The 20,756-nt window shown below is 69.7% G+C and carries 16 protein-coding genes and 1 pseudogene; 9 read left to right on the top strand and 8 right to left on the bottom strand.

Annotation, left to right across the window (positions count from 1 at the left end):
* Positions 1–17 precede the first annotated feature (17 nt).
* Positions 18–1,022 carry an agmatine deiminase family protein gene (locus tag AC1DMQ_RS07365; protein ID WP_477032899.1) on the top strand — a complete coding sequence of 335 codons (1,005 nt, stop codon included), beginning with the start codon at positions 18–20 and terminating at the stop codon, positions 1,020–1,022.
* Positions 1,019–1,897, top strand: a complete 879-nt coding sequence (aguB, locus tag AC1DMQ_RS07360; RefSeq protein WP_477032898.1) for an N-carbamoylputrescine amidase — start codon at positions 1,019–1,021, stop codon at positions 1,895–1,897. Before AC1DMQ_RS07365 ends, aguB begins: the two co-directional genes overlap by 4 nt.
* A gap of 123 nt (positions 1,898–2,020) precedes the next feature.
* Here the strand turns inward: aguB and AC1DMQ_RS07355 are convergent, their stop codons facing one another.
* Positions 2,021–2,842, bottom strand: a complete 822-nt coding sequence (locus AC1DMQ_RS07355) for an acid phosphatase (RefSeq protein ID WP_477032897.1) — start codon at positions 2,840–2,842, stop codon at positions 2,021–2,023.
* 149 nt (positions 2,843–2,991) lie between these two features.
* On the opposite strand from AC1DMQ_RS07355, the gene AC1DMQ_RS07350 reads away from it, so the two are divergent.
* Together AC1DMQ_RS07350 and AC1DMQ_RS07345 are read left to right on the top strand one after the other, a co-directional pair.
* On the top strand, positions 2,992–5,070 hold the full coding sequence (locus AC1DMQ_RS07350) for a TonB-dependent receptor (RefSeq protein WP_477032896.1): 2,079 nt from the start codon (positions 2,992–2,994) through the stop codon (positions 5,068–5,070).
* A gap of 187 nt (positions 5,071–5,257) precedes the next feature.
* Positions 5,258–6,052 (top strand): SapC family protein, encoded by a 795-nt coding sequence (locus AC1DMQ_RS07345; protein ID WP_477032895.1) that lies wholly within the window; start codon positions 5,258–5,260, stop codon positions 6,050–6,052.
* Between the two features lie 66 nt (positions 6,053–6,118).
* On the opposite strand, the gene AC1DMQ_RS07340 is transcribed toward AC1DMQ_RS07345, so the two are convergent.
* Positions 6,119–6,511, bottom strand: a complete 393-nt coding sequence (locus AC1DMQ_RS07340) for an acyl dehydratase (RefSeq protein WP_477032894.1) — start codon at positions 6,509–6,511, stop codon at positions 6,119–6,121.
* Between the two features lie 131 nt (positions 6,512–6,642).
* On the opposite strand from AC1DMQ_RS07340, the gene AC1DMQ_RS07335 reads away from it, so the two are divergent.
* The gene (locus tag AC1DMQ_RS07335; RefSeq protein ID WP_477032893.1) at positions 6,643–8,826 is read left to right on the top strand and encodes a protein-disulfide reductase DsbD family protein; all 2,184 of its coding nucleotides are present in this window, start codon (positions 6,643–6,645) and stop codon (positions 8,824–8,826) included.
* A 51-nt stretch (positions 8,827–8,877) separates the two neighbouring features.
* Positions 8,878–10,251 (top strand): MFS transporter, encoded by a 1,374-nt coding sequence (locus AC1DMQ_RS07330; protein ID WP_477032892.1) that lies wholly within the window; start codon positions 8,878–8,880, stop codon positions 10,249–10,251.
* A 1-nt stretch (position 10,252) separates the two neighbouring features.
* Here the strand turns inward: AC1DMQ_RS07330 and AC1DMQ_RS07325 are convergent, their stop codons facing one another.
* Complete coding sequence (locus tag AC1DMQ_RS07325; RefSeq protein ID WP_477032891.1) at positions 10,253–10,990, bottom strand: DUF1353 domain-containing protein; 738 nt, start codon at positions 10,988–10,990, stop codon at positions 10,253–10,255.
* A 172-nt stretch (positions 10,991–11,162) separates the two neighbouring features.
* Between AC1DMQ_RS07325 and AC1DMQ_RS07320 the strand changes: the two genes are divergently transcribed.
* Entirely contained in the window at positions 11,163–11,774 is a 612-nt protein-coding gene (locus AC1DMQ_RS07320; protein WP_477032890.1) for a thioredoxin family protein, read from the top strand.
* On the opposite strand, the pseudogene AC1DMQ_RS07315 reads toward AC1DMQ_RS07320, so the two are convergent.
* Positions 11,741–11,867: pseudogene (locus AC1DMQ_RS07315) on the bottom strand (hypothetical protein). The gene AC1DMQ_RS07320 and the pseudogene AC1DMQ_RS07315 overlap by 34 nt on opposite strands.
* Before the next feature lie 25 nt (positions 11,868–11,892).
* A complete protein-coding gene (locus AC1DMQ_RS07310) occupies positions 11,893–12,384 on the bottom strand; it encodes a hypothetical protein (RefSeq protein WP_477032889.1) in 492 nt (163 codons plus the stop codon).
* Positions 12,385–12,520: 136 nt separating this feature from the next.
* Here AC1DMQ_RS07310 and pgi point away from each other — a divergent pair, with 136 nt between their 5' ends.
* Positions 12,521–14,140 (top strand): glucose-6-phosphate isomerase, encoded by a 1,620-nt coding sequence (pgi, locus tag AC1DMQ_RS07305; protein ID WP_477032888.1) that lies wholly within the window; start codon positions 12,521–12,523, stop codon positions 14,138–14,140.
* A gap of 162 nt (positions 14,141–14,302) precedes the next feature.
* On the opposite strand, the gene AC1DMQ_RS07300 is transcribed toward pgi, so the two are convergent.
* A complete protein-coding gene (locus tag AC1DMQ_RS07300) occupies positions 14,303–15,796 on the bottom strand; it encodes a M56 family metallopeptidase (protein ID WP_477032887.1) in 1,494 nt (497 codons plus the stop codon).
* Positions 15,789–16,157, bottom strand: a complete 369-nt coding sequence (locus AC1DMQ_RS07295; RefSeq protein ID WP_477032886.1) for a BlaI/MecI/CopY family transcriptional regulator — start codon at positions 16,155–16,157, stop codon at positions 15,789–15,791. The genes AC1DMQ_RS07300 and AC1DMQ_RS07295 overlap by 8 nt, the downstream gene beginning before the upstream one ends.
* Before the next feature lie 105 nt (positions 16,158–16,262).
* On the opposite strand from AC1DMQ_RS07295, the gene AC1DMQ_RS07290 reads away from it, so the two are divergent.
* The gene (locus tag AC1DMQ_RS07290) at positions 16,263–18,422 is read left to right on the top strand and encodes a TonB-dependent receptor domain-containing protein (protein ID WP_477032885.1); all 2,160 of its coding nucleotides are present in this window, start codon (positions 16,263–16,265) and stop codon (positions 18,420–18,422) included.
* 68 nt (positions 18,423–18,490) lie between these two features.
* On the opposite strand, the gene AC1DMQ_RS07285 is transcribed toward AC1DMQ_RS07290, so the two are convergent.
* On the bottom strand, positions 18,491–20,557 hold the full coding sequence (locus AC1DMQ_RS07285; RefSeq protein WP_477032884.1) for a TonB-dependent receptor plug domain-containing protein: 2,067 nt from the start codon (positions 20,555–20,557) through the stop codon (positions 18,491–18,493).
* Positions 20,558–20,756 lie beyond the last annotated feature (199 nt).

Below are 20,756 nucleotides of genomic sequence, written 5' to 3'. Positions count from 1 at the left end.
CGTTCCAGGTTCCGCACATGACCCCGACCGTCCCCGCCGAGTGGGCTCCGCACCGCGCCATGTGGGTGGGTTTCCCCAGCCACGCCGAGCTCTGGCAGGAAGATCTCGACCAGGCCCAGGACGAGGTCGCCGCCCTGGCGCGCGCCCTGGCCGGTCCCGGCGGCGAACGCGTGCGCCTGATGGTGGTCGGCGACGAGGCCGAGGCCGCCGCCCGAGCGCGCCTGGCCGACACCACGGTCGAGATCGTCCGAGGCCAGTTCGGCGACATCTGGCTGCGCGACACCGGCCCGATCTTCGTCGACACCGCCAACGGCCCGGTGGCGGCCGGCTTCCTGTTCAACGGCTGGGGCGGCAAGTACGAGATGGAGGGCGACGACCTGGTCGCCGAGCAGATCGCCGCCGCCAGCGGCGCGCCCCTGTCCCGCAACGCCTTCGTGCTCGAGGGCGGCTCGCTGGACCACGACGGCATGGGCTGTGTGCTGACCACCCGCCAATGCCTGCTGAACGAGAACCGCAACGGCGACTTCGACGAGGCCAAGGCCTCGGCCGCCCTGGCCGCCTCGCTGGGCGTCAAGAAGGTGCTGTGGCTGGGCGACGGCCTGCTGAACGACCACACCGACGGCCACATCGACAACCTGGCCCGCTTCGTCGCGCCGGGCGTGGTGGCCTGCCCGATGGCCTTCGGGACCGACGACCCCAACGCCGAGGTCTACGCCGAGACGGCGCGGACCCTGGCGGCCATGACCGACGGCCGCGGCTCGCCCCTGCAGGTGGTGCGCATTCCCTCGCCGGGCCGCATCCTGAACGAGGACGGCGAGATCGTCCCCGCCTCGCACATGAACTTCCTGATCGCCAACGAGGCGGTGATCGTGCCGATCTACGCCGAGGAGTCGGGCGCCTTCGCCGTCGAGGTGATCCAGGGCCTGTTCCCCGAGCGCGAGGTCATCGGCCTGCCCTCGACCGCCATCCTGACCGGCGGCGGCTCGTTCCACTGCATCAGCCAACAGGAGCCCGGCGAATGACCCGCACCCTCAGCGTCGCCGCGATCCAGACCTCCTACGGGATGGACCTGCAGGCCAACATCAAGAAGACGGAAGCCTTCATCCGCGAGGCCGCCGCCGGCGGCGCGCAGGTGATCCTGCCGTCCGAACTGTTCCAGGGGCCCTATTTCTGCGTCACGCAGGAGGAGCGCTGGTTCGAGCAGGCCCATCCGTGGCGCGAGCACCCGGTGGTCAAGGCCATCGCGCCGCTGGCCGGCGAGCTGGGCGTGGTCATCCCGATCTCGATCTTCGAGCGCGAGGGCCCGCACTATTTCAACAGCTTGGTGATGGCCGACGCCGACGGGTCGATGCTGGGCCTCTATCGCAAGAGCCACATTCCCGACGGTCCCGGCTACCAGGAGAAGTACTACTTCCGGCCGGGCGACACGGGCTTCAAGGTCTGGGACACGCGCTTCGGCCGCCTGGGCGTCGGCATCTGCTGGGACCAGTGGTACCCCGAGGCCGCCCGCGCCATGGCCCTGATGGGCGCCGAGGCCCTGTTCTACCCGACCGCCATCGGCACCGAGCCGCATGACCCCAGCCTCAACACGACCCTGCCCTGGCAGCGGGCGATGCAGGGCCATGCGGTGTCGAACGTGATCCCGGTGGTCGGCGCCAACCGCATCGGCTTCGAGCCTTGGGACGGCTACCCGAACGGCGGCCAGACCTTCTACGGCTCCAGCTTCGTGGCGGATCATCGCGGCGACCTGATCAGCGAGCTGGGCCACGCCGATGAGGGCCTGGTGACCGGGACCTTCGACCTGGACTTCCTGCGCACCCACCGCGCGGCCTGGGGCTTCTTCCGTGATCGCCGGCCGGAGCTTTATGGGGCGCTGGCGACGGGGCGGCCGGCGTAGCTCAGCAACTCACCCACTTGCCCCCACCTGGCGGCTGCGCCGCCTGTCCGCCCCCATAGGGGGCGGAGGACGTCCTCTTCCCCCTGTGGGGGAAGACGGCCGAAGGCCCGTAGGGGGCAAGTGTTAGCCGGCAGAGCACCCCGTCGGCGCGCCCTGCAGCCGCGACGCCGCCACCTCGGCCCGGGCCTTCTCCAGATCGCTCATGAACGCCGGATCCTGGTGCAGCCGCGACACCATCGCCGAGCCCAGATACCGCCCCGCCTCGATGTCGCTCTGATAGTGCACGCCGCAGATGATCCGGCTGTCGCCGAACTCGCGACCGCGCGCCAGGACGGCGCTGGCGTGCTCGGGCGCGACCTCGGAGATCACCAGGGCCCAGGACCAGCCGATCAGGCCGTGGCCGGACGGATAGGAGCCGTCCGTCTCGATCCACTTCTCGCGCGGCACGCAGATCGGCTTGGTGTTGCCCACCGGCGGGCGTGACCTTTGGAACGCCGCCTTGGCCGGCTGGTACAGGGTGGCGGCGTCGTCGGTCATCCGCAGCAGCAGGCTGGTCAGGGTCGGGGTGGCCTGCGGGCTGATGGTGACCCCGGCCGCGCAGGAAAAGCTCTTGAAGCCGTGCGCGCCCGACAGGTCGGCGTCGGCGATGGCCTTGCCCCAGGCCGGCGTGCCCGCCAGGGCGCGGGTGGCCTCGAAGGTGGCCTGGTCGGCCTTGCCGCGCGGCGAGTCCGGGGTCGGCGGCGGCCCGACGATGGCGGCCCCGTCCAGGTTCATGCCGGTCTTCAGATAGCCGGTCGGCGGCTTGCTCCAGCTGGCCGTGCTGGGGCTCATGGCGTAGGGCGCGGCTTTCGGGGCGGCGGCCTTGGAGAACATCTCCTGGACCGGTGAGCAGCCCATCAGCAGGGCGCCGCCCAGAGTGGCGACGAGCAGCATGTTGCGGGTCATGGGCGGCCTCCTTGCGGTCATCCGACCACAGAACGGCGACGAAGCGCGGCGTCAAGCTGGGTTTTGGCACGAAGCCGCTTGACGACTCGTAATGTTATTTCATAACACTTCGTCCAAGCCGCTCCCCCGGCCAAGGTTCAGGATCTCCCATGCCCCGTCGCGTACTGCTTTCCGCCGCGAGCCTGCTGGCGTTCGCCCTCGTCGCGCCGCTCGCCGCCTCTGAAGCCAGGGCCGCCGAAACCCCGGCTCCCGCCGACGCCCCCGCGGCGACGGGCGCGCCGGACGGGCCCGAGTCCAACGCCGTCGACAAGGTGGTGGTCACCGCCGCCCCCTACGCCGTGTCGCTGGATACGGTGACCAGCAGCGTCAACGTCGTGACCCGCGACCAGCTGGACACCCTGCCGGCCGCCGGCATCGGCGACCTGCTGAACGGCCTGCCGGGCCTGCGCTCCACCTTCTACGGCCCCGGCGCCTCGCGGCCGGTGATCCGCGGCCTGTCGGGCCCCCGGGTGATGGTGCTGCAGAACGGCGTCGGCCAGGTCGACGCCAGCGCCCTGTCGCCCGACCACGCGGTGGCCAGCGACCCGGGCGAGGCCTCGCGGATCGAGGTGCTGCGCGGCCCCTCCACCCTGGCCTACGGCGGCTCGGGCATCGGCGGGGTGGTCAACATGATCGACGACCGCGTACCCTCCAGCCCGGCCGCCAACGGCCCCGAGGGCCGGCTGTCGGCCTCGGCCTCGTCGGTCGACGACGGCTGGGCCTACAGCGGCGCGATCAAGGCCGGGAAGGGCCCGTTCGTGTTCGCGGCCGACGTCTCCAGCCGCCGCACCGACGACTATTCGATCCCCGTCGCCGCGGTGTCCGACCGCCTGGCGGCCCGCGACGGCCTGACGGTGGATCCCGACCACAAGGTCAAGAACACCGACGTCGAGGTCGACGCCTACGGCGCGGGCGTCTCCTACGTCCACGACCGGGGTTTCGTCGGCCTGTCGGTCAAGAAGACCGACACCACCTACGGCGTGCCCTACGAGCAGATCCTGGCCCCGATCGACCCCAACGCCGAGGGTCCGGTCTCGATCCACCTGCAGCAGACCCGCTACGACCTGCGCGGCGAGCAGGAACTGGACAATCCGTGGTTCGAGAAGGTCCGCGTCTCGCTGGGCTACGCCGACTACGAGCACGCCGAGGTCAGCGTCGAGGACGGCGAGGTCGGCACCCGCTTCCTGTCGGACGGGACCGAGGGCCGGGTGGAGCTGGTGCACCGCGAGCACGACGGCCACCAGGGCGCCATCGGCTTCCAGGCGCTGGAGCGCCACTTCGAAGCCATCGGCGACGAGGCCTTCGTGCCCTCGACCAAGATCAAGGAATACGGGGTCTTCACCCTGCAGCGCCTGGATCGCGGGACTTGGGGCGTCGACGCCGGCCTGCGCTTCGACACGCGCGAGCTGACCACGCCGACCCAGTCGCGCGACTTCGACAACGTCTCGGCCTCGCTGGGCGTGTTCTACAAGCCCAGCGACCCGCTGTTCCTGGCCCTGACCCTGTCGCGCAACGGCCGGGCCCCGACCGAATTCGAGCTGTTCGCCAACGGCCCGCACCCGGGCACCGGCGGCTTCGAGGTCGGCGACGACAGCCTCGACAACGAGACCGTCACCTCGCTGGAGGCCACGGTCCGCTGGAAGAGCGACCGCCTGCGGGCCGAAGGCCACCTGTGGGCGGCCAAGTACGACAACTTCATCGAGGAGGCCCCGACCGGCGCGGTCGAGGACGACCTGCCCGTCTACCAGTACTTCCAGACCAAGGCCGACTTCCACGGCGCCGAGATCGAGGCCAGCTACGACGCCTGGCGCGGGGCGACCCAGTCGATCCGCCTGGAGACCACCTTCGACTGGGTGCACGGCGACACCGACGCCGGCGTGCCCGCCCGCATCCCGCCGTGGTCGCTGGGCGGCTCGGTGGTCTGGACCGCGCCGCGCGTCGAGACCACGCTGGAAGTGCGCCGCGTGGCCGAGCAGGACCGGGTGGCGACCTTCGAACTGCCCACCGACGGCTACACGGTGGTCAACCTCAAGGCCACGTTCAAGCCGATCGCGGATTCGCCCCTGCGGCTGTTCGTCGACGGCCGCAACCTGACCAACGAGGAGATCCGCGAGCACGTCTCGTTCCTCAAGGACATCGCCCCGTCGCCGGGCCGTTCGGTGCGGGCCGGCGTGGCCTGGAAGTTCTAGAATCCGCTCGCCCAGGGCGGCGTTTCCAGCGCCGCTTTCCCGCCAGGGGTGAAATGGAAGCTCGACTTAACCACAAGGCGGAGGGGTCGATTGCGAGGCCCCTCCGGATCGGCTAGAAGCGCCGGACCTTTCAAAGGCCGCCTAAGCGCAATAGGCGTCCGTTCATTAGCCTTATGTCGAGCTGTTCATGGAAACGACCCAACCCGCCGGCGGCATCTCCGGCAACGTTCTGTTCTACTCCTCGCCGGAGCCGCTGAACCGCGAGCAGCACGCCAAGCTCGCTCTGGTCCACAAGGACAAGCCCTACGGCTTCGCCCTGAACGGCACCGCCGTGCCGCTGGCCGTCACCGAATTCGCCCCCGCCGCCCTGAGCTATCCGGTGATCTTCGCCGGCGAAGATCGCGTGCCGCTGGCCGTGATGGGCCTCAACACCGGTGAGAACCTGTTCATCGGCGCCGACGGCGGCTTCGAGCCGGGCGCCTACATCCCGGCCTATATCCGCCGCTATCCGTTCGTCCTGGCCAATGACGAGAACCAGGACCGTCTGATCGTCTGCATCGACCGCAGCTCGGACCTGCTGGCCGAAGGCGGCCAGACCCCGCTGTTCGACGAAAAGGGCGAGCCGACCGAATACACCCAGAACTGCATCAAGTTCTGTGACGACTTCGAAGTCGAGCGCCGCCGCACCGACTCGTTCGTGCAGCTGCTGAAGGACAACGACCTCTTCGAACTGAAGAAGGCCGTCTTCACTCCGCTGAACGCCGACGGCTCGGCCGGCGAACCGCAGACGGTGGCCGAGTACTTCGGTGTCTCGGAAGAGAAGCTGAACGCCCTGCCGGCCGACAAGATCAAGGAACTGCAGACCAGCGGCGCCCTGGCCCAGATCTATGCGCACCTGGTGTCGCTGATCGGTTGGGACCGTCTGATCGCCCTGGCGACCATCCGCCAGCAGCAAGCGGCCGCCAACGGCGCGCTGAACTAAGACAGACGCTTCACGGCGTTGAAGAGGCGGCGGGTTCGAAAGAGCCCGCCGCCTTTTTCGTTCTCGCTACCGCGCGAAAATGCTTCGCGTCAGGCACGAGAAGACCAGGCGGCCGGCCTCGTCCAGCAGGTCGTGCTGGGCGATGACGATGCCCTTGCCCTCGCCGACCGGGTCCTTGCCCATCACCGTCATGCGGCCGCGCAGCAGTTCGCCGGCCGGCGGGTTGCGCAGCCAGCGCAGGGCGTCGACGCCGACCCGCTTGGTCTGGGGCCAGGCGGCGCTGGCCTCGCTGTCCAGCTTGGACCAGATGGCGAAGACCATGGTGTCGGGCGCGCCGCTGGCCGCCGGCCAGCCCGGCTGGAACGACGCGCAGAAGGTCTCCAGCGCCTTGCCGTCGACGACCGTGGCGCCCAGCGACACCACCTGGCCGATCTCGATGTCGTCGAAGGAAGCGGGCATGGACGGGCGACTCTCTTGCGAACGCGGGTCTTCGACCTGATCACGACGGCTTGGCCATTGTCGAGAGCGCTTGGAGAGGTCATGTGTCTTGCGCCCCTTCTTTGCTTGGGGGGCAAGCCTGGAACTCGTTCATGTCGCTTCGAAAGCTGTTCGCCGTTCTCCCGGCGCTGGTAGTCGCCCTGTTGCTGGGCGCGCCGTTGTTCAGCGGGGACGCCAAGGCCGATCCCGTCCAGACCGGGCATATCGAGGTCGAACTGGTGTCCCAGGAGGCCGGCGTCGCCCCCGGCTCGACGGTCTATGTGGCCCTGCGCCAGAAGATCCAGCCCGGCTGGCACACCTATTGGCGCAATCCCGGCGACGCCGGCGACGCCACGCGGATCGTCTGGACCCTGCCGGCCGGCTGGACCGCTGGCGACATCGTCTGGCCGACTCCGGAGAAGAGCCGCGTCGGGCCGCTGCTGGACTTCGCCTATACCGGCGAGGTGCTGCTGCCGGTGCCGATCACCGTGCCGGCCAACGCCCAGGTCGGCTCGGTCGTCACCCTGAAGGCCGCCGCCGCCTTCCTGGTCTGCGAGCAGGTCTGCGTGCCCGAGGACGCCGTCGTCACCCTGACCCTGCCGGTCGTGGCGGGCATGCCCGGGACCGATCCGAAATGGGGCGCGAAGGTCGCCGAGACCCTGGCCAAGGCCCCCAAGCCGGCCGGGCTGAAGGCGGTGTTCGAACTGCAGGGCTCGGTGCTGAAACTGGCCGTGACCGGCGCGCCGCTGAAGGGCGCCGACGTCTCCGGCGCGTTCTTCTATCCCTATTCCGGCAAGGTCATCGAGCATCCGCCCGAGCAGGCGATCGAGCGCGGCCCCGAGGGCCTGACCCTGTCGCTGACCCCCGGCTACGACTTCACCCAGGCCGAGGCCAAGCCGACTGAGCTTTCCGGCGTCCTGGCCCTGAACGGCGCGGCCTACGAGATCACCGCCACCCCGGGGACCATCCCCGCCGCGGCCGGCGGCCTGGGCGCGCCGCGCGCCGCCCCGGCCAAGGCCCACGGGTCGGCTGAAGGCGCCAGCCTGGGCCTGCCCCTGGCCGTGGCCTTCGCCTTCCTGGGCGGCCTGATCCTCAACCTGATGCCGTGCGTCTTCCCGATCCTGTCGATGAAGGCCGCCAGCCTGACCGCCCACGCCCACGACGCCGGCAAGACCCGGGTCCAGGGCCTGGCCTTCCTGGCGGGCGTGGTCGTCACCTTCCTGGTCCTGGCCGGCCTGCTGATCGCCGTGCGGGCGGGAGGCGCGGCCGTGGGCTGGGGCTTCCAGCTGCAGTCGCCGGCCGTGGTCGCCGCTCTGGCCCTGCTGATGCTGCTGGTGGCCCTGAACATGTCCGGCGTGTTCGAGGTCGGCGCGTCGGTGCAGGGCGTGGCTTCGGGCGCGAGCGGCAACGGGATCGGCGGCTCGTTCCTGACCGGCGCCCTGGCCGTGCTGGTGGCCGCCCCGTGCACCGCGCCGTTCATGGCCGGGGCCCTGGGCTACGCCCTGACCCAGCCGCCGCTGCTGTCGCTGGCCGTCTTCCTGGGCCTGGCCCTGGGCTTCGCCGCGCCATTCGTGATCCTGGCCTTCGTCCCCGCCCTGCTGGGTCGCCTGCCGCGTCCCGGTCCGTGGATGGACGTGCTGAAGAAGGGCCTGGCCTTCCCGATGTACGCCACCGCCGCGTGGCTGGCCTGGGTCTACAGCCAGCAGACCGGCTCGATCCCCCTGGCCGCCCTGCTGGCCGCCAGCGTGCTGGTCGCCTTCGCCGCCTGGCTCTACGGCCTGGCCCAGGCGCGGCAGATCGGCGGCAAGGGCGCGGCGGTTCCGTTCGTCCTGGCCGCCCTGTCGCTGGCGGCCGCCGTGGCCCTGGTCGTGGTCGGCGTCCGCGCCGCTCCGGCCGCCTCGACGCCGGCCGCCGCCGCATCGGCCGAGGCTCCGGCCGGCCCGGGCCTGGCCTCCGAGCCCTGGAGCCCCGAGAAGGTCGCGGCGCTGCAGGCCGAGGGCAAGGTCGTGATGGTCGACTTCACGGCCGACTGGTGCGTGACCTGCAAGGTCAACGAGGGCACGGCGCTCAAGGGCCAGCGCCTGGTCGACGCCTTCAAGGCCTCCGACGCCGTGCTGCTGCGCGCCGACTGGACCAAGCGCGACGCCACGATCGCCGCGGCCCTGGCCGAGCACGGACGGGCCGGGGTGCCGCTGTACCTGGTCTATCCCAAGGGAAGCGGCGAGCCGGTGATCCTGCCCCAGCTGCTGACCGAGGGCCTGGTGATCGAGGCGATCGAAAAGGCCGCCAAAGGCTAGCGCGGTTCGGCGAACATTGCGTTTGGCGGGAGCGGCTGGCAGGTTCGGCGCATGTCGAGCGCGCCATCCAAACCCGAGAGCCAGCCCCGGTCGCGGGTGGTGTTCCACCACCTGCTCGGCAACAACCTGGTCGCCAACATCACCAATTTCACGGTCTGGTTCGCCCTGACCTTCTACGTCTATCTGGAGACCCGTTCGGTCTTCGCCACCGGCATGATCGCCGGCGTCTATCTGGTGCTGACCGCCGCGTCCGGCTTCTGGTTCGGCAGCCTGGTGGACAACCACCTCAAGAAGACGGTGATGCTGGGCTCGAGCATGGCGTCGCTGGTGTTCTACGGCCTGGCGCTGATCGCCCACCAGCTGACGCCGAAGGGCGGCCTGGCCGACGTCTCCAAGCCGCACCTGTGGATCTTCATCGGCCTGACCATGCTGGGCGTCATCGCCGGCAACATCCGGTCCATCGCCCTGCCCACCCTGGTGACGGTGCTGATCCCCGAGCCCGAGCGCGACAAGGCCAACGGCCTGGTCGGCATGGTCACCGGCATCGGCTTCCTGACCACCTCGGTGATCAGCGGCTTCCTCGTGGCGTGGGGCGGGATGTTCTACACCCTGATCTTCGCCATGACCTTCACCCTGGCCGCGTTCGCGCACCTGCTGGCCGTGGACGTGAAGGAGCCGCGCGCCGCGCCGCACCCCGACGCGCCCGCCGAGCCCCGACGGGTGGACATCGCCGGCACCCTGAAGGTGATCGGCGCGGTGCCGGGCCTGTTCGCCCTGATCCTGTTCGCCTCCTTCAACAACTTCCTGGGCGGCATCTTCATGGCGCTGCTGGACGCCTACGGCCTGTCGCTGGTCTCGGTGCAGGCCTGGGGCCTGCTGTTCGGCTTCCTGTCGACGGCCTTCATCCTCAGCGGGATCGTGATCTCGAGGACGGGCCTGGGCCCCAACCCGCTGCGCACCCTGCTGCTGGTCAACCTGGTCACCTGGTCGGTGTGCTGCGTGTTCACGGTGCAGTCGTCGATCTGGCTGCTGGCCGCCGGCTGCTTCGTCTGGATGCTGCTGGGCCCCTATGCCGAGGCGGCCGAGCAGACGACGCTGCAGAAGGTGGTGCCGTTCGAGCGCCAGGGCCGGGTGTTCGGCTTCGCCCAGTCGGTCGAGCAGGCCGCCTCGCCCCTGACCGCCTTCCTGATCGGGCCCCTGACCCAGTTCATCTTCATCCCGTTCATGACCACGGGATCGGGGGCCGACGCCATCGGAGACTGGTTCGGACGTGGGCCGGAGCGCGGCATCGCCCTGGTCTTCACCCTGGCGGGCGCGGTCGGGGTGGTCGCCACCGTGGTGGCCTTCAACTCCACCTACTACCGCCAGCTGGTCGCGGCCTATCGCAAGGGCGCGGAGGCCCAGCCCGAGGCGGGGGCGGCCTAGGCTACTTCTTCTTGTCGCCGACGCCGAACGGCAGGCGTTCCTTCACCTGGTCCAGCGGGGTGCGGGTGACCACGACCGGCGGCGGGGCCGCGATGATCGGGGTCCTGATCGGATAGGCCCGCCAGCCGGACTGGATCAGGGCGCCGAAGCCCTGGCAGCGCGGCAGGATTCGCACCGCGCCCGTCCTCGGCTTGGCGAACGGCGCGGGCTGGAAGAAGTCCTGGCGCTTGGGGTCGGTGAACTTCCAGTCGGTGATCAGGCCGTAGCCCTTCTCGCCGCCGATCCGCACGGCCTTGTAGGCGATGTTGGCCTGGAACGGCGGCACGCCGTATTTCAGCATCGCCCGCAGGAAGATGTCGTCGGCCTCCTGCCGCTTGCCCGGTTCGCCGATCGTGTAGAGCCAGTCGTGGACGATGGCCGCCCGCGCGGTCGGGCCCTGCGGATCGACGAAGCCCTGGCCGTACCAGGGCACGCTGGCGAAGTCGGTGACGTACCACCGAGGGACGACAATGAGCTTGCCGGTCTCGACGTCGCAATAGGGGAACTCGGCGTCCAGGGTGAACAGCTTGCGGCCGTCCTTGGTCTGGTTGAACAGCATCACCGGCTGGGGCGTCAGCGAGCTGGGCGGCGTCGGGGCCACGACCGGCACGAAGACCGTGGTCTTGGTCTCGGTGGCGCAGCCGGCCAGGACGAGGCCGAGGGCGGCGAGCGCGGCGGAGATCTTGAACTTCGGCGACATGGTCGGTGGGCGGTGCTCGGGAGGACGCGATCTTCTGAAGGGCTAGCTTGGCCTTATCAAGCCCGGATGGCGAAGGTGCGGCGATTACGTCAAGCCTGTTGCGAGTCTTTCGCGGAACGCGGTTTTGTGGAATCGTGAGGGCGGAGGGCTTTCAACGTTCGGGAGAACCGACATGCCGATCACTCGCCGCCTCGTCGCCGCCGGCCTGCCCCTGACCGGGCTGCTGCTGGCGCCGTCCCTCGCCCTGGCCAAGGCCGCGCCGGCCTTCACCGCCGTCGATGTCGACGGCAAGACCCGCTCCCTGTCCGAGTTCAAGGGCAAGGTGGTGGTGCTGGAGTGGGTGAACGAGGGCTGCCCGTATGTGAAGAAGCACTATTCGGGCAACATGCAGGGCCTGCAGCAGGCCGCCACGGCCGACGGCGTGGTCTGGCTGTCGGTCGCCTCGTCGGCGCCCGGCAAGCAGGGCTATTTCCCGGACGGCGCGGCCGCCAAGACCTGGATGAACGCCAAGGGCGCCAAGCCCACGACCCTGCTGCTCGATCCCCAGGGCGCGGTGGCCACGGCCTACAAGGCCAAGACCACGCCGCACATGTTCGTCATCGATCGTGAGGGCCAGATCGTCTACGAGGGCGCGATCGACGATACGCCCAGCGCCAAGGTCGAGGACCTGAAGACGGCCAGGAACTACGTCGTCGCCGCGCTCAACGACGTGAAGGCCGGCCGCAAGGTGGCCGTGGCCTACAGCCAGCCTTACGGGTGCTCGGTGAAGTACAAGGACGCGTGAGGCTGTGCGTCCTTCGAGGCCCGCTGCGCGGGCGCCTCAGGATGAGGAATTCAGAGCCAACCTACGGTCCTCATCCTGAGGTGCGAGCCGCAGGCGAGCCTCGAAGGACGCAGGGCGCCTAGGCCGCCGGCTGCGGCGGGGCGGTGATCACTTCGACGTTGTCGTTCAGCAGATAGACCATGTCCCGCAGGGCCAGGTCCTGGTCCTTGACGGTCTTGGCCTCGCCGACGGCCTTCAGCTTCTCGGGCAGGTCCTGACTGATGCCGCGCAGGATGCACTTGAGGTCGTCGACCGCGCCGCGCTCCTTCAGGGTCACGTGGCCCTTCATGTCCTGGGCCGCCAGTTCGGCGATCTTGCCCTGGAAGACGTCGAAGCCCTTCAGGGCCGCGGCGACGGCGGCCGGGTCCTTGGGCAGGCCGGCGCGATAGGCTTCGGACTGGGCCTTCAGCCGCTTGGCCCGGCCGACGATGTCGAGGAACAGCGGCTCGCCCGCTACCGAGGCCGGCGCGGGAGCCTGCTGGATCACGGCCGGGGCCGCGTCCGCCTGAGCGTCGGGCGTGAACGATGCGAACATCAGCATGGCGGAAAAAGCGACGGCGTCACACGACATGGAGCACTCCCCGCGAAAAACGTCATTGGTCTTCATGACGCGGCGGCAGGGGTTTGGTAAGCCCGCCCGGGTAAACGCCGATTTACCAACTCGACCGCCTTTAGTGTGAAGGCCCTCTATCGTGAAGGAATGTCGCATGGCCGATCTCGACGCCGCCTGGACCCGCCTGGAAGACGCCGCCAAGGCCGCCGGCGAAAAGCGCATCGTCGAGATGTTCGACGCCGAGCCCCGGCGTCTGGAGACCCTGACGCTGGACGTCGCCGGCCTGCACATCGACCTGTCCAAGCAAGCCTGGGACGAGGCCGGCCTCGAGGCCGCGCTCGACCTGGCCCACGCGGCCGACGTCGAAGGCGCCCGGGCCCGGATGTTCGGCGGCGAGGCGATCAACAGCTCCGAGGGCCGGGCCGTCCTGCACACCGCCCTGCGCGCCAAGGCCGATGCGGACTTCAAGGCCGGCGGCGTTCCCGTCATGGCCGAGGTCGAGGCCGTCCGCGCCCGGATGAAGGCCTTCTCCGAGGCGGTCCGCTCGGGCGAGATCAAGGGCGCGACCGGCAAGCCGTTCAAGGCCATCCTGCACATCGGCATCGGCGGCAGCGACCTGGGCCCCCGCCTGCTGTGGGACGCCCTGCGCCCGGTGAAGCCCAGCATCGACCTGCGCTTCGTGGCCAATGTCGACGGCGCAGAATTCGCCCTGACCACGGCCGACATGGATCCGGAACAGACCCTGGTCATCGTGGTCTCCAAGACCTTCACCACCCAGGAGACCCTGGCCAACGCCGGCGCCGCCCGCGCCTGGCTGGCCGCCGCCCTGGGCGAAGAGGGCGCCAATCAGCACCTGGCCGCCATCTCCACCGCCCTGGACAAGACCGCCGCCTTCGGCGTGGCCGACGACCGCGTCTTCGGCTTCTGGGACTGGGTCGGCGGCCGCTATTCGCTGTGGTCGTCGGTCAGCCTGTCGGTGGCCGTGGCCTGCGGCTGGGACGCGTTCCAGGGCTTCCTGGACGGCGCGGCGGCCATGGACGAGCACTTCCGCACCGCGCCGTTGGAACAGAACGCCGCGGTGCTGATCGCCCTGGCCCAGATCTTCAACCGCAACGGCCTGGACCGCCGCGCCCGCTCGGTCGTGCCCTATTCGCATCGCCTGCGCCGCCTGGCCTCGTTCCTCCAGCAGCTGGAGATGGAGAGCAACGGCAAGTCCGTCGGTCCGGACGGCAAGCCCGCCAAGCGCGGCACCGCCACGGTGGTGTTCGGCGACGAGGGCACCAACGTCCAGCACGCCTATTTCCAGTGCATGCACCAGGGGACCGACATCACCCCGATGGAGCTGATCGGCGTCGCCAAGTCCGACGAGGGCCCGGCCGGCATGCACGAGAAGCTGCTGTCCAACCTGCTGGCCCAGGCCGAGGCGTTCATGGTGGGTCGGACCACGCAGGACGTGGTCGCCGAGCTGCAGGCCAAGGGGGTCTCCGAAGCCGAGATCGCCACCCTGGCGCCGCAGCGCACCTTCGCCGGCAACCGCCCCTCGACCCTGGTGCTGATGGAGCGCCTGACGCCCGAGACCTTCGGCGCCCTGATCGCCCTCTACGAGCACAAGACCTTCGTCGAGGGCGTGATCTGGGGCATCAACAGCTTCGACCAGTGGGGCGTGGAGCTGGGCAAGGTGATGGCCGGGCGCATCCTGCCGGAGCTGGAAAGCGGGGCCGTGGGCAGCCACGATCCGTCGACCACGGCGCTGATCCAGCGGCTCAGGAAATAGGCCCGGAGGTTCCCGACATCCGCTCATCCCGGCGAATGCCGGGACCCAGATGGAATGACGGTGTGGCTGACGCCAACGGCTCTGAGTCCTTCCAATCAGCCTCTCCGCTATGGGATCTGGGTCCCGGCATTCGCCGGGATGAGCGGAGCTGGGAGGTGAAGCTTACCCCCAGTCGCCGGCCGCCAAGGCCGACAGGTTCCGGCCTTCCTCCATCTCGTCCGGCGTCTCCGGTCGCACGGTGGCGGTGACGACCATGGGCTGGCCGGTCGGCAGGCGCACGGTTCCAGTCTGGTTGGGGGCCAGGTCGATCGTGCCCGTCAGTTCCGGCCGGAAGGTGCGACCCAGGCTGACCGTGACCCGCAGGCGCTCGCCCTCCTGGACCACGCTGGTGAAGATCGAATAGCGGCTGCCGCTCCGCTCGTAGGCGCCCTTGCGATACAGGCGCTGCGAGCCAAAGGCGGTGAAGTCCGACCACAGCGGGACGCCGTCCGGCGACAGGCCGCTGGCCACCACACGCACCGCCGAGCCGGGCCGGACCAGCGAGCGATCGGCGACCGCGTGAATGATGCGGAACCGACGAAGCTCGCCGGGCGGGCGGATCGGCTCGAGAGGCGGCGTCGGGACCGGCGTCAGCGGGTCCGCGACCGGCTTGATCCCCGCGCGCGGGGCCGGCGGGCGAGGCTCAGCCGGCCGACGCGGCGGCGCCCGCCGGTCCGGACGCCGCGACGAAGACGAGAGGCTTGCGGCGGCGGGCGCCTCGGAGGCGACGGCCGGCGCTTCGTACGTCACGGCGACCTTGGCCGGGCGCGCGGCGTACGCGCCCACCGCGCCGGCCAGGCCCAGAGCGACGGTCAGGCCACCGCCGACCAGGCGGCGGCTTCGGCTGGGCGCCGGGCGGGTAAGCAGCCGCACGCGCTCGGCCAGCGGATGGCTGGACCAATGACAGCCCAGCGGCAGGGGGCGGGCGGCCAGCTGGGTCTTCAGCATCGCCTGGGCATAGGCCTTGCGGGCCTTGGGATAGGCGGCGACGACCCTGGCGTCGCAGGCCAGTTCCTGGTCGATCTTCAGCCAGCGCGACATCGCGTGGACGGCCGGGTTGAACCAGTTCACGCAGGTCAGCAGGGCCAGGGCGGCGTTGATCGGGGGATCGCCCCGCTCCAGGTGGACCCGCTCGTGGGCCAGCACGACCTCGCGCTCGGCCGGCGTGTAGCGCTGGGCGAAGTCGGCCGGCGTCACCACGCGCGGACGCAGCACCCCGACCACGGCCGGTCCCGCCTGTCCGGCCCGCGCGGCGCGGGCGAACTGGACCTGCCGCCAGACCTGCCAGGCCAGGCAGGCGACGACGCCGGTCAGCCACAGCGCGACCAGCAGCGGCTGGAGATCGAACGGCGCGGTCCCGGTGGTCGCCGCCGTGGGCGCGAAGGCGGCCTCCGCCTTTTCGATCGTCGCCGCGGGCAGGCGGATCGTCACGACCCGCGCGGGGGCCAGCATCGCCAGGGCGGCCAGCGGCGGCAGGATCCACAGGCCATAGGCGACCCGCGCGCCGAACAGCCGCCGAACGGGCAGGCGCAGCACCATCACCCCGACGACCGCGACCGCCAGGGCCAGGTTGGCGCGCAGGAGGGTGGCTAGGACGACGGAAAGCATCTCAGCCATCGTCCTCGATCTCCGCGATCAGGTCCTTAAGCAGCTGAACGTCCTTGGCCGTCAGCGCCCGGTGCTGGGCGAAATGGGCGACCAGCGGCGCCACCTCGCCGCCGAACAGCCGGTCGACCAGGCCCTGGCTCTCGGACTGCACGTAGTCGTCCCGCGAAACCAGCGGCCGATAGAGATAGCCGCCCGCTTCGCGCGCCCCGGCGATGGCGCCCTTGCGCAGCAAGCGGGTGATCAGGGTCTTGACCGTGCCGGGCGCCCAGTCGTGGGCCTGTCCCACCTCGGCGACGACGCCGTCCGGCGTCAGCGGCCCGCGCCGCCACAACGCTTCCATCACCTGGCTCTCGGCGCCCGAAATCCGCACGCTTCGTCTCCATTACCGAAAGTACATTTGTATTCTACCGCAAAATACAGCTGTATCATACGTCATGGCGGCGCGTTCGTCAGTGGTTTTCCAGGGGGTTCCCAAGTGCATATCGGCCTCGTCTGGGCGGCGTTCGCCGCCGCTCAAGCGGCTTCCACCGCGGCGCCTGTCGCGCCTCCCGCGCCGCAGAAGCCCGCGGAGGCTTCCACGGGCGTCAGCGCCGTCGAGGTCAAGGCCGACGCGCCGCAGGTGCGCACCTCGATCGACCGGCGCAGCTACAGCGTCTCGGGCGACCTGTCGGCCCAGGCGGGCTCGATCGCCGACGCCCTGCGCAATCTCCCCTCGGTGGACGTCGACGTGCAGGGCAATGTCAGCCTGCGCGGCGATCCTTCGGTGACCATCCTGATCGACGGCAAGCCCTCCAGCCTGTTCCAGGGCGAGGGGCGCGGCCAGGCCCTGCAGCAGATGCCCGCGGACCGCATCGACCGTGTCGAGGTCAGCACCAACCCGTCCGCCGAGTTCCGCGCCGACGGCACGGGCGGGGTCATCAACCTGATCACCAAGAAGGCAAGGGGGGCGGGACGCACTAGCGGGCTGCGGCTGACGACCGGCGATTCCGGGCGCGGCGGGATCAGCGGCAACATGGGCTACAACAGCGGCAAGCTGTCGGCGTCCGGCGATCTCAACTACCGCCGGGACACCGCCGACCAGGTCGACTACGAACGCCGCCAGCAGGCCGATCTCGACAGCGAAACCAAGGGCAAGACCCAGCTCGATTTCGAGAGCGTGACCAGCCAGGGCTCGGTCGACTATGACTTGAGCGACAAGCTGCATCTCGGCGGCGAGGCCCGCCTCAGCCGCTTCGACCTGGCCGTCGACAGCCAGGCGGACACGGCGCGCGAGGACGGGGCGGGCAATCCGACCCAGGCCTTCCAGCGCGACCTGACGGTCCGCCAGCGGCGCGACAACGCCATGGTCGGCGCCAACCTGCGTCGCCGCCTCGACGGGGACGGCCACGAGCTGACCCTGAAGCTCAGCTATGACGTGACCGACGACAATCGGGTGCGGGCCGGTCACACCCTCGCCACCTTGCCGGCCGCCTCCAGCGCCTTTGACGAGCAACGGCTGGGCTACGACCTGCGCCAGACCGACCTGAAGGGCGACTACGTCCGGCCGATGGGCGACAAGCGGACGCTGAAGCTGGGGTTCGACCTGCAGTTCGATGACAACGGCTACGTCAACCAGGGCTTCCGGGGCGCCAGCCAGGACGGGCTGGCGCCCGATCCGCTGCTGACCAACCAGTTCCTCTACGAGCAGGCCCTGAGCCAGGCCTACGCCACCTACCAGCAGCCGGTCGGCGACCTGACCGTGCTGGCCGGCCTGCGCTACGAGAAGTCGGCGCTGGACCTGGCCACCACCGGCCGGCGGGACGAGAACAACACCGCCGACTGGCTGCCCAGCCTGCACCTGTCCTATCCGCTGAGCGAGCGCCAGACCCTGACGGCCAGCTACAGCGAGCGCCTGCAGCGCGCCGGCCCGTTCGACCTGAACCCGGTGCCGTTCATGCTGGACCCGCTGAACTACCGCATCGGCAATCCGAACCTGAAGCCGCAGGAGACCCGGTCGTTCGAGCTGGGCTGGCAGTACCGCAAGGCCCCGCTGCTGGCGATGGCCACGCTGTACTACCGCCAGAACGACAAGGTGATGAGCGACGTGGTCGCCGATATCGGCGGCGGGGTGTTCGTCACCACCAAGGCCAATGTCGCCCAGAGCCGCAACGGCGGGCTGGAACTGGTGCTGAACGGCAAGCTCTCCAAGACCCTGACCTACAATCTGAGCTCCAACCTGTTCTGGGCGCAACTGGACGGGTCGAACCTCGGCTTCACGGAGGACCGCTCGGCCGTCACCGCCTCGGGCCGCGCCAGCCTCAGCTGGCAGGCCACGCCCAAGGACCTGCTCCAGGTCAACGGCTTCCTGAGCGGCAAGCGCCTCACGGCCCAGGGCTACGCCATGCCGTCCGCCGGGATCGACCTGGGCTATCGCCGCAAGATCGACGAGCGCCTGTCGCTGGTGGTCACCGTCCAGGACGTGCTGGGCCTCTATCGCGACAAGCAGGTGATCGATACGCCGGCCTTGAAGAGCCTGGTCGTCCGCGATGTCGACGCCCGGATGCTGCGCGTCAGCCTGGCCTGGACCTTCGGGACCGGCAAGGCCCGCAAGGACCCCGGCTTCGACTTCCAGGGGCCGGGCGGACCTCCCCAGTAGGGCATGGCCCAGTAAGGCATGGCCCAGTAGGGCATGCCCCAATGAGGGGCGGCCCGCCCGCGCCATGGCTAGAACGTCTTGCGCAGCCGCAGCGTCACGAAGGTGCGCGGGTTGATGTCGCGCTCCTCGGTGAAGGCCACCGGCCGGGGCGGGGTGCGGTCCGAATAGACGGTGCGGCGGATCACGAAGTCGTCCCAGATGTTCAGTTGGGCGCGCAGCGACAGGGTCGGGGTGGGCTTGTACTCCACGAAGCTTTCCACATAGCCCGCCCCGCGCCAGCCGCTGGTCTGGTCCGGGTCGTAGGTGCCCAGGCCCAGCAGCGGCAGCCAGTTGACGCCCCACTGGGTCTTCCAGGCCGCGATGTCCTGCTGGAAGCCGATATTGGCCTGGGTCGGGCGGATGTCCGAGATCGGACGGTCCTCGCCCGTGGTCGGATCGGTGACGTGGGTCTCGTTCCAGTCGTTCTTGAAGGTGAAGCGGCCGCCCTTGATCCCCCACTTGTCGGTGGGCACCACGATGTTGACCGACAGCTTGTCCAGCGTGCCGTTGCCGATGTTGCCCGTCGCCGACAGGCCGCCGGGCAGGGGCAGGCGGTCGATCACGTCGATGATCTCGTCGTGGCGATAGCCGATCGAGACGATGCCCTCGCCCCAGAAGCGGCGCTCGTAGGTGACTTCCGAGATCCAGCGCTGCTCGGGCACCAGCTCGACATTGCCGCCATAGACGTTGCCGTCGTCGAAGTCGGACGAGGCGACGAAGTCGTTGAAGTCCAGCTGGCCCAGTTCGCGTTCGAAGCGCACCCGCAGCTGGTGGTTGGCCTTGGGCGTCCAGGTCGCCTGGAAGCGGGGCTTGGCGTAGAAGAAGCTCTCCTTGTTCGAGGCGTCGCCCGACTGCTTGATCGTCGAGGTCTCCAGCCGCAGGCCGCCCTCCAGGGTCAGCCGGGGGTTCACCCGCCAGGTCGCCTTGGTGAAGGCCTCGCCGCGCAGCTCCTCCACCTTGACCGAGGCCGAGGGCAGGTCGATCGCCGTCCCGTTCTCGACATAGGCCTGCTGGGTGTCGAGCATGTTGTAGGCCACCTCGCCGCCGGCCTCGATGGTCAGGGCGGCGCTGCGCTCGTGGCGCACCAGGGCCCGCAGGATCGACTCCGAGGAGTCGCCCTTGGCGGTGAAGCGCTGCTCGACGCCCGCCTCGTTGTCGCTGCCGGTCGCCACCTCGTCGAAGTCCTCGAACTGGTGGATGACCCGGGTCTCCAGCGTCCACTTCGGCTTGATCGGGCGGATATAGGTCAGGCCCAGCTCGCCCGACTTGGTGTCCTCGGCGTAGTCGCTGTAGCGCAGCACGCCGGGCGAGGTGATCTTCTGCCACTCCTGCCAGTCGTGGATTCCGTACTCGGCCGTCGCCTCGATCTTGCCGCCGGCCAGGGGGCCCGAATAGTTCAGCCGCGCCGAGTCGCCGCCGCCCCAGCCGTCGTTGATGAAGGCCTCGTCGCGCAGCACCGCCCCGCCGGCGTCGCGGCGGATGTTGCGGCCCACGCCGTTGGAGTCGCTGGTCGAGGTGCCGTCGCTCAGCAGCACGCTCCAGCTGCGCTCGCCGTTCTTGGCGGTGAACTGGTAGCTGCCGCCCCACACGTCGTGGCCGCCGTCGAACAGGACGTTGTTCCAGGTGACGATCGACTGGCGGTTGGCGGCGGTCTTCAGGATGACGTTCACCACCACCGAATAGCCCTGCATGTCGATGCCGGCCGCGCCCCCGCGGATCAGCTCGATTCGGTCGACCTGGCTGGCCGAGGTGCGGTCCAGCACGTCGGTGCCGGCGTCGTTCTTCGAGGCCGGGCGGTTGTTGTTGATCAGGATGTTGCCGACCGAGCCCTCGAAGCCGCGGGTGCCGGCGCCGTCGTCGGGCGTGAAGCCCGGCACGCGCTCGACCATGTCCAGGGCGGTGTTCGGACGCTGGCTGGCGAAGAAGTCGGGGGTGAAGACCAGCACGCCCTTCTGGGTTGCGTCGTCCAGCGGCGCCTGGCTGGTCGGGCCCGTCGGGACCGGGGCTTGGGCGGCTTGCGGCGCGTCGGCGGCGTGCGCCAGGCCGGCGGTGAAAAACAGGGCGGCGGCGGTCGCCAGCAGCATGGTCTTGGTCATCGTGTCATCCCCTCAGATGTCGCGATAACTGCCGACCCCGGACGGTCATCTCAAGTTACAAGCCTGAAAGGTGGATTACTTCTGTGACAGATTACACGGCGTTCATGTTCGTGGACTGTGAGCGGCTGTGGATAAATCAGTAAAGGCGTCGTTAAGACTTGGATGGACCTGGAGAACATTGGGGACGTGGTCGGGGACA

The organism is Caulobacter sp. 05L422 (assembly GCF_056397765.1).
The sequence above is the reverse complement of the archived record's forward strand: the minus strand, read 5'-3'. Positions and strand labels throughout refer to the sequence as shown.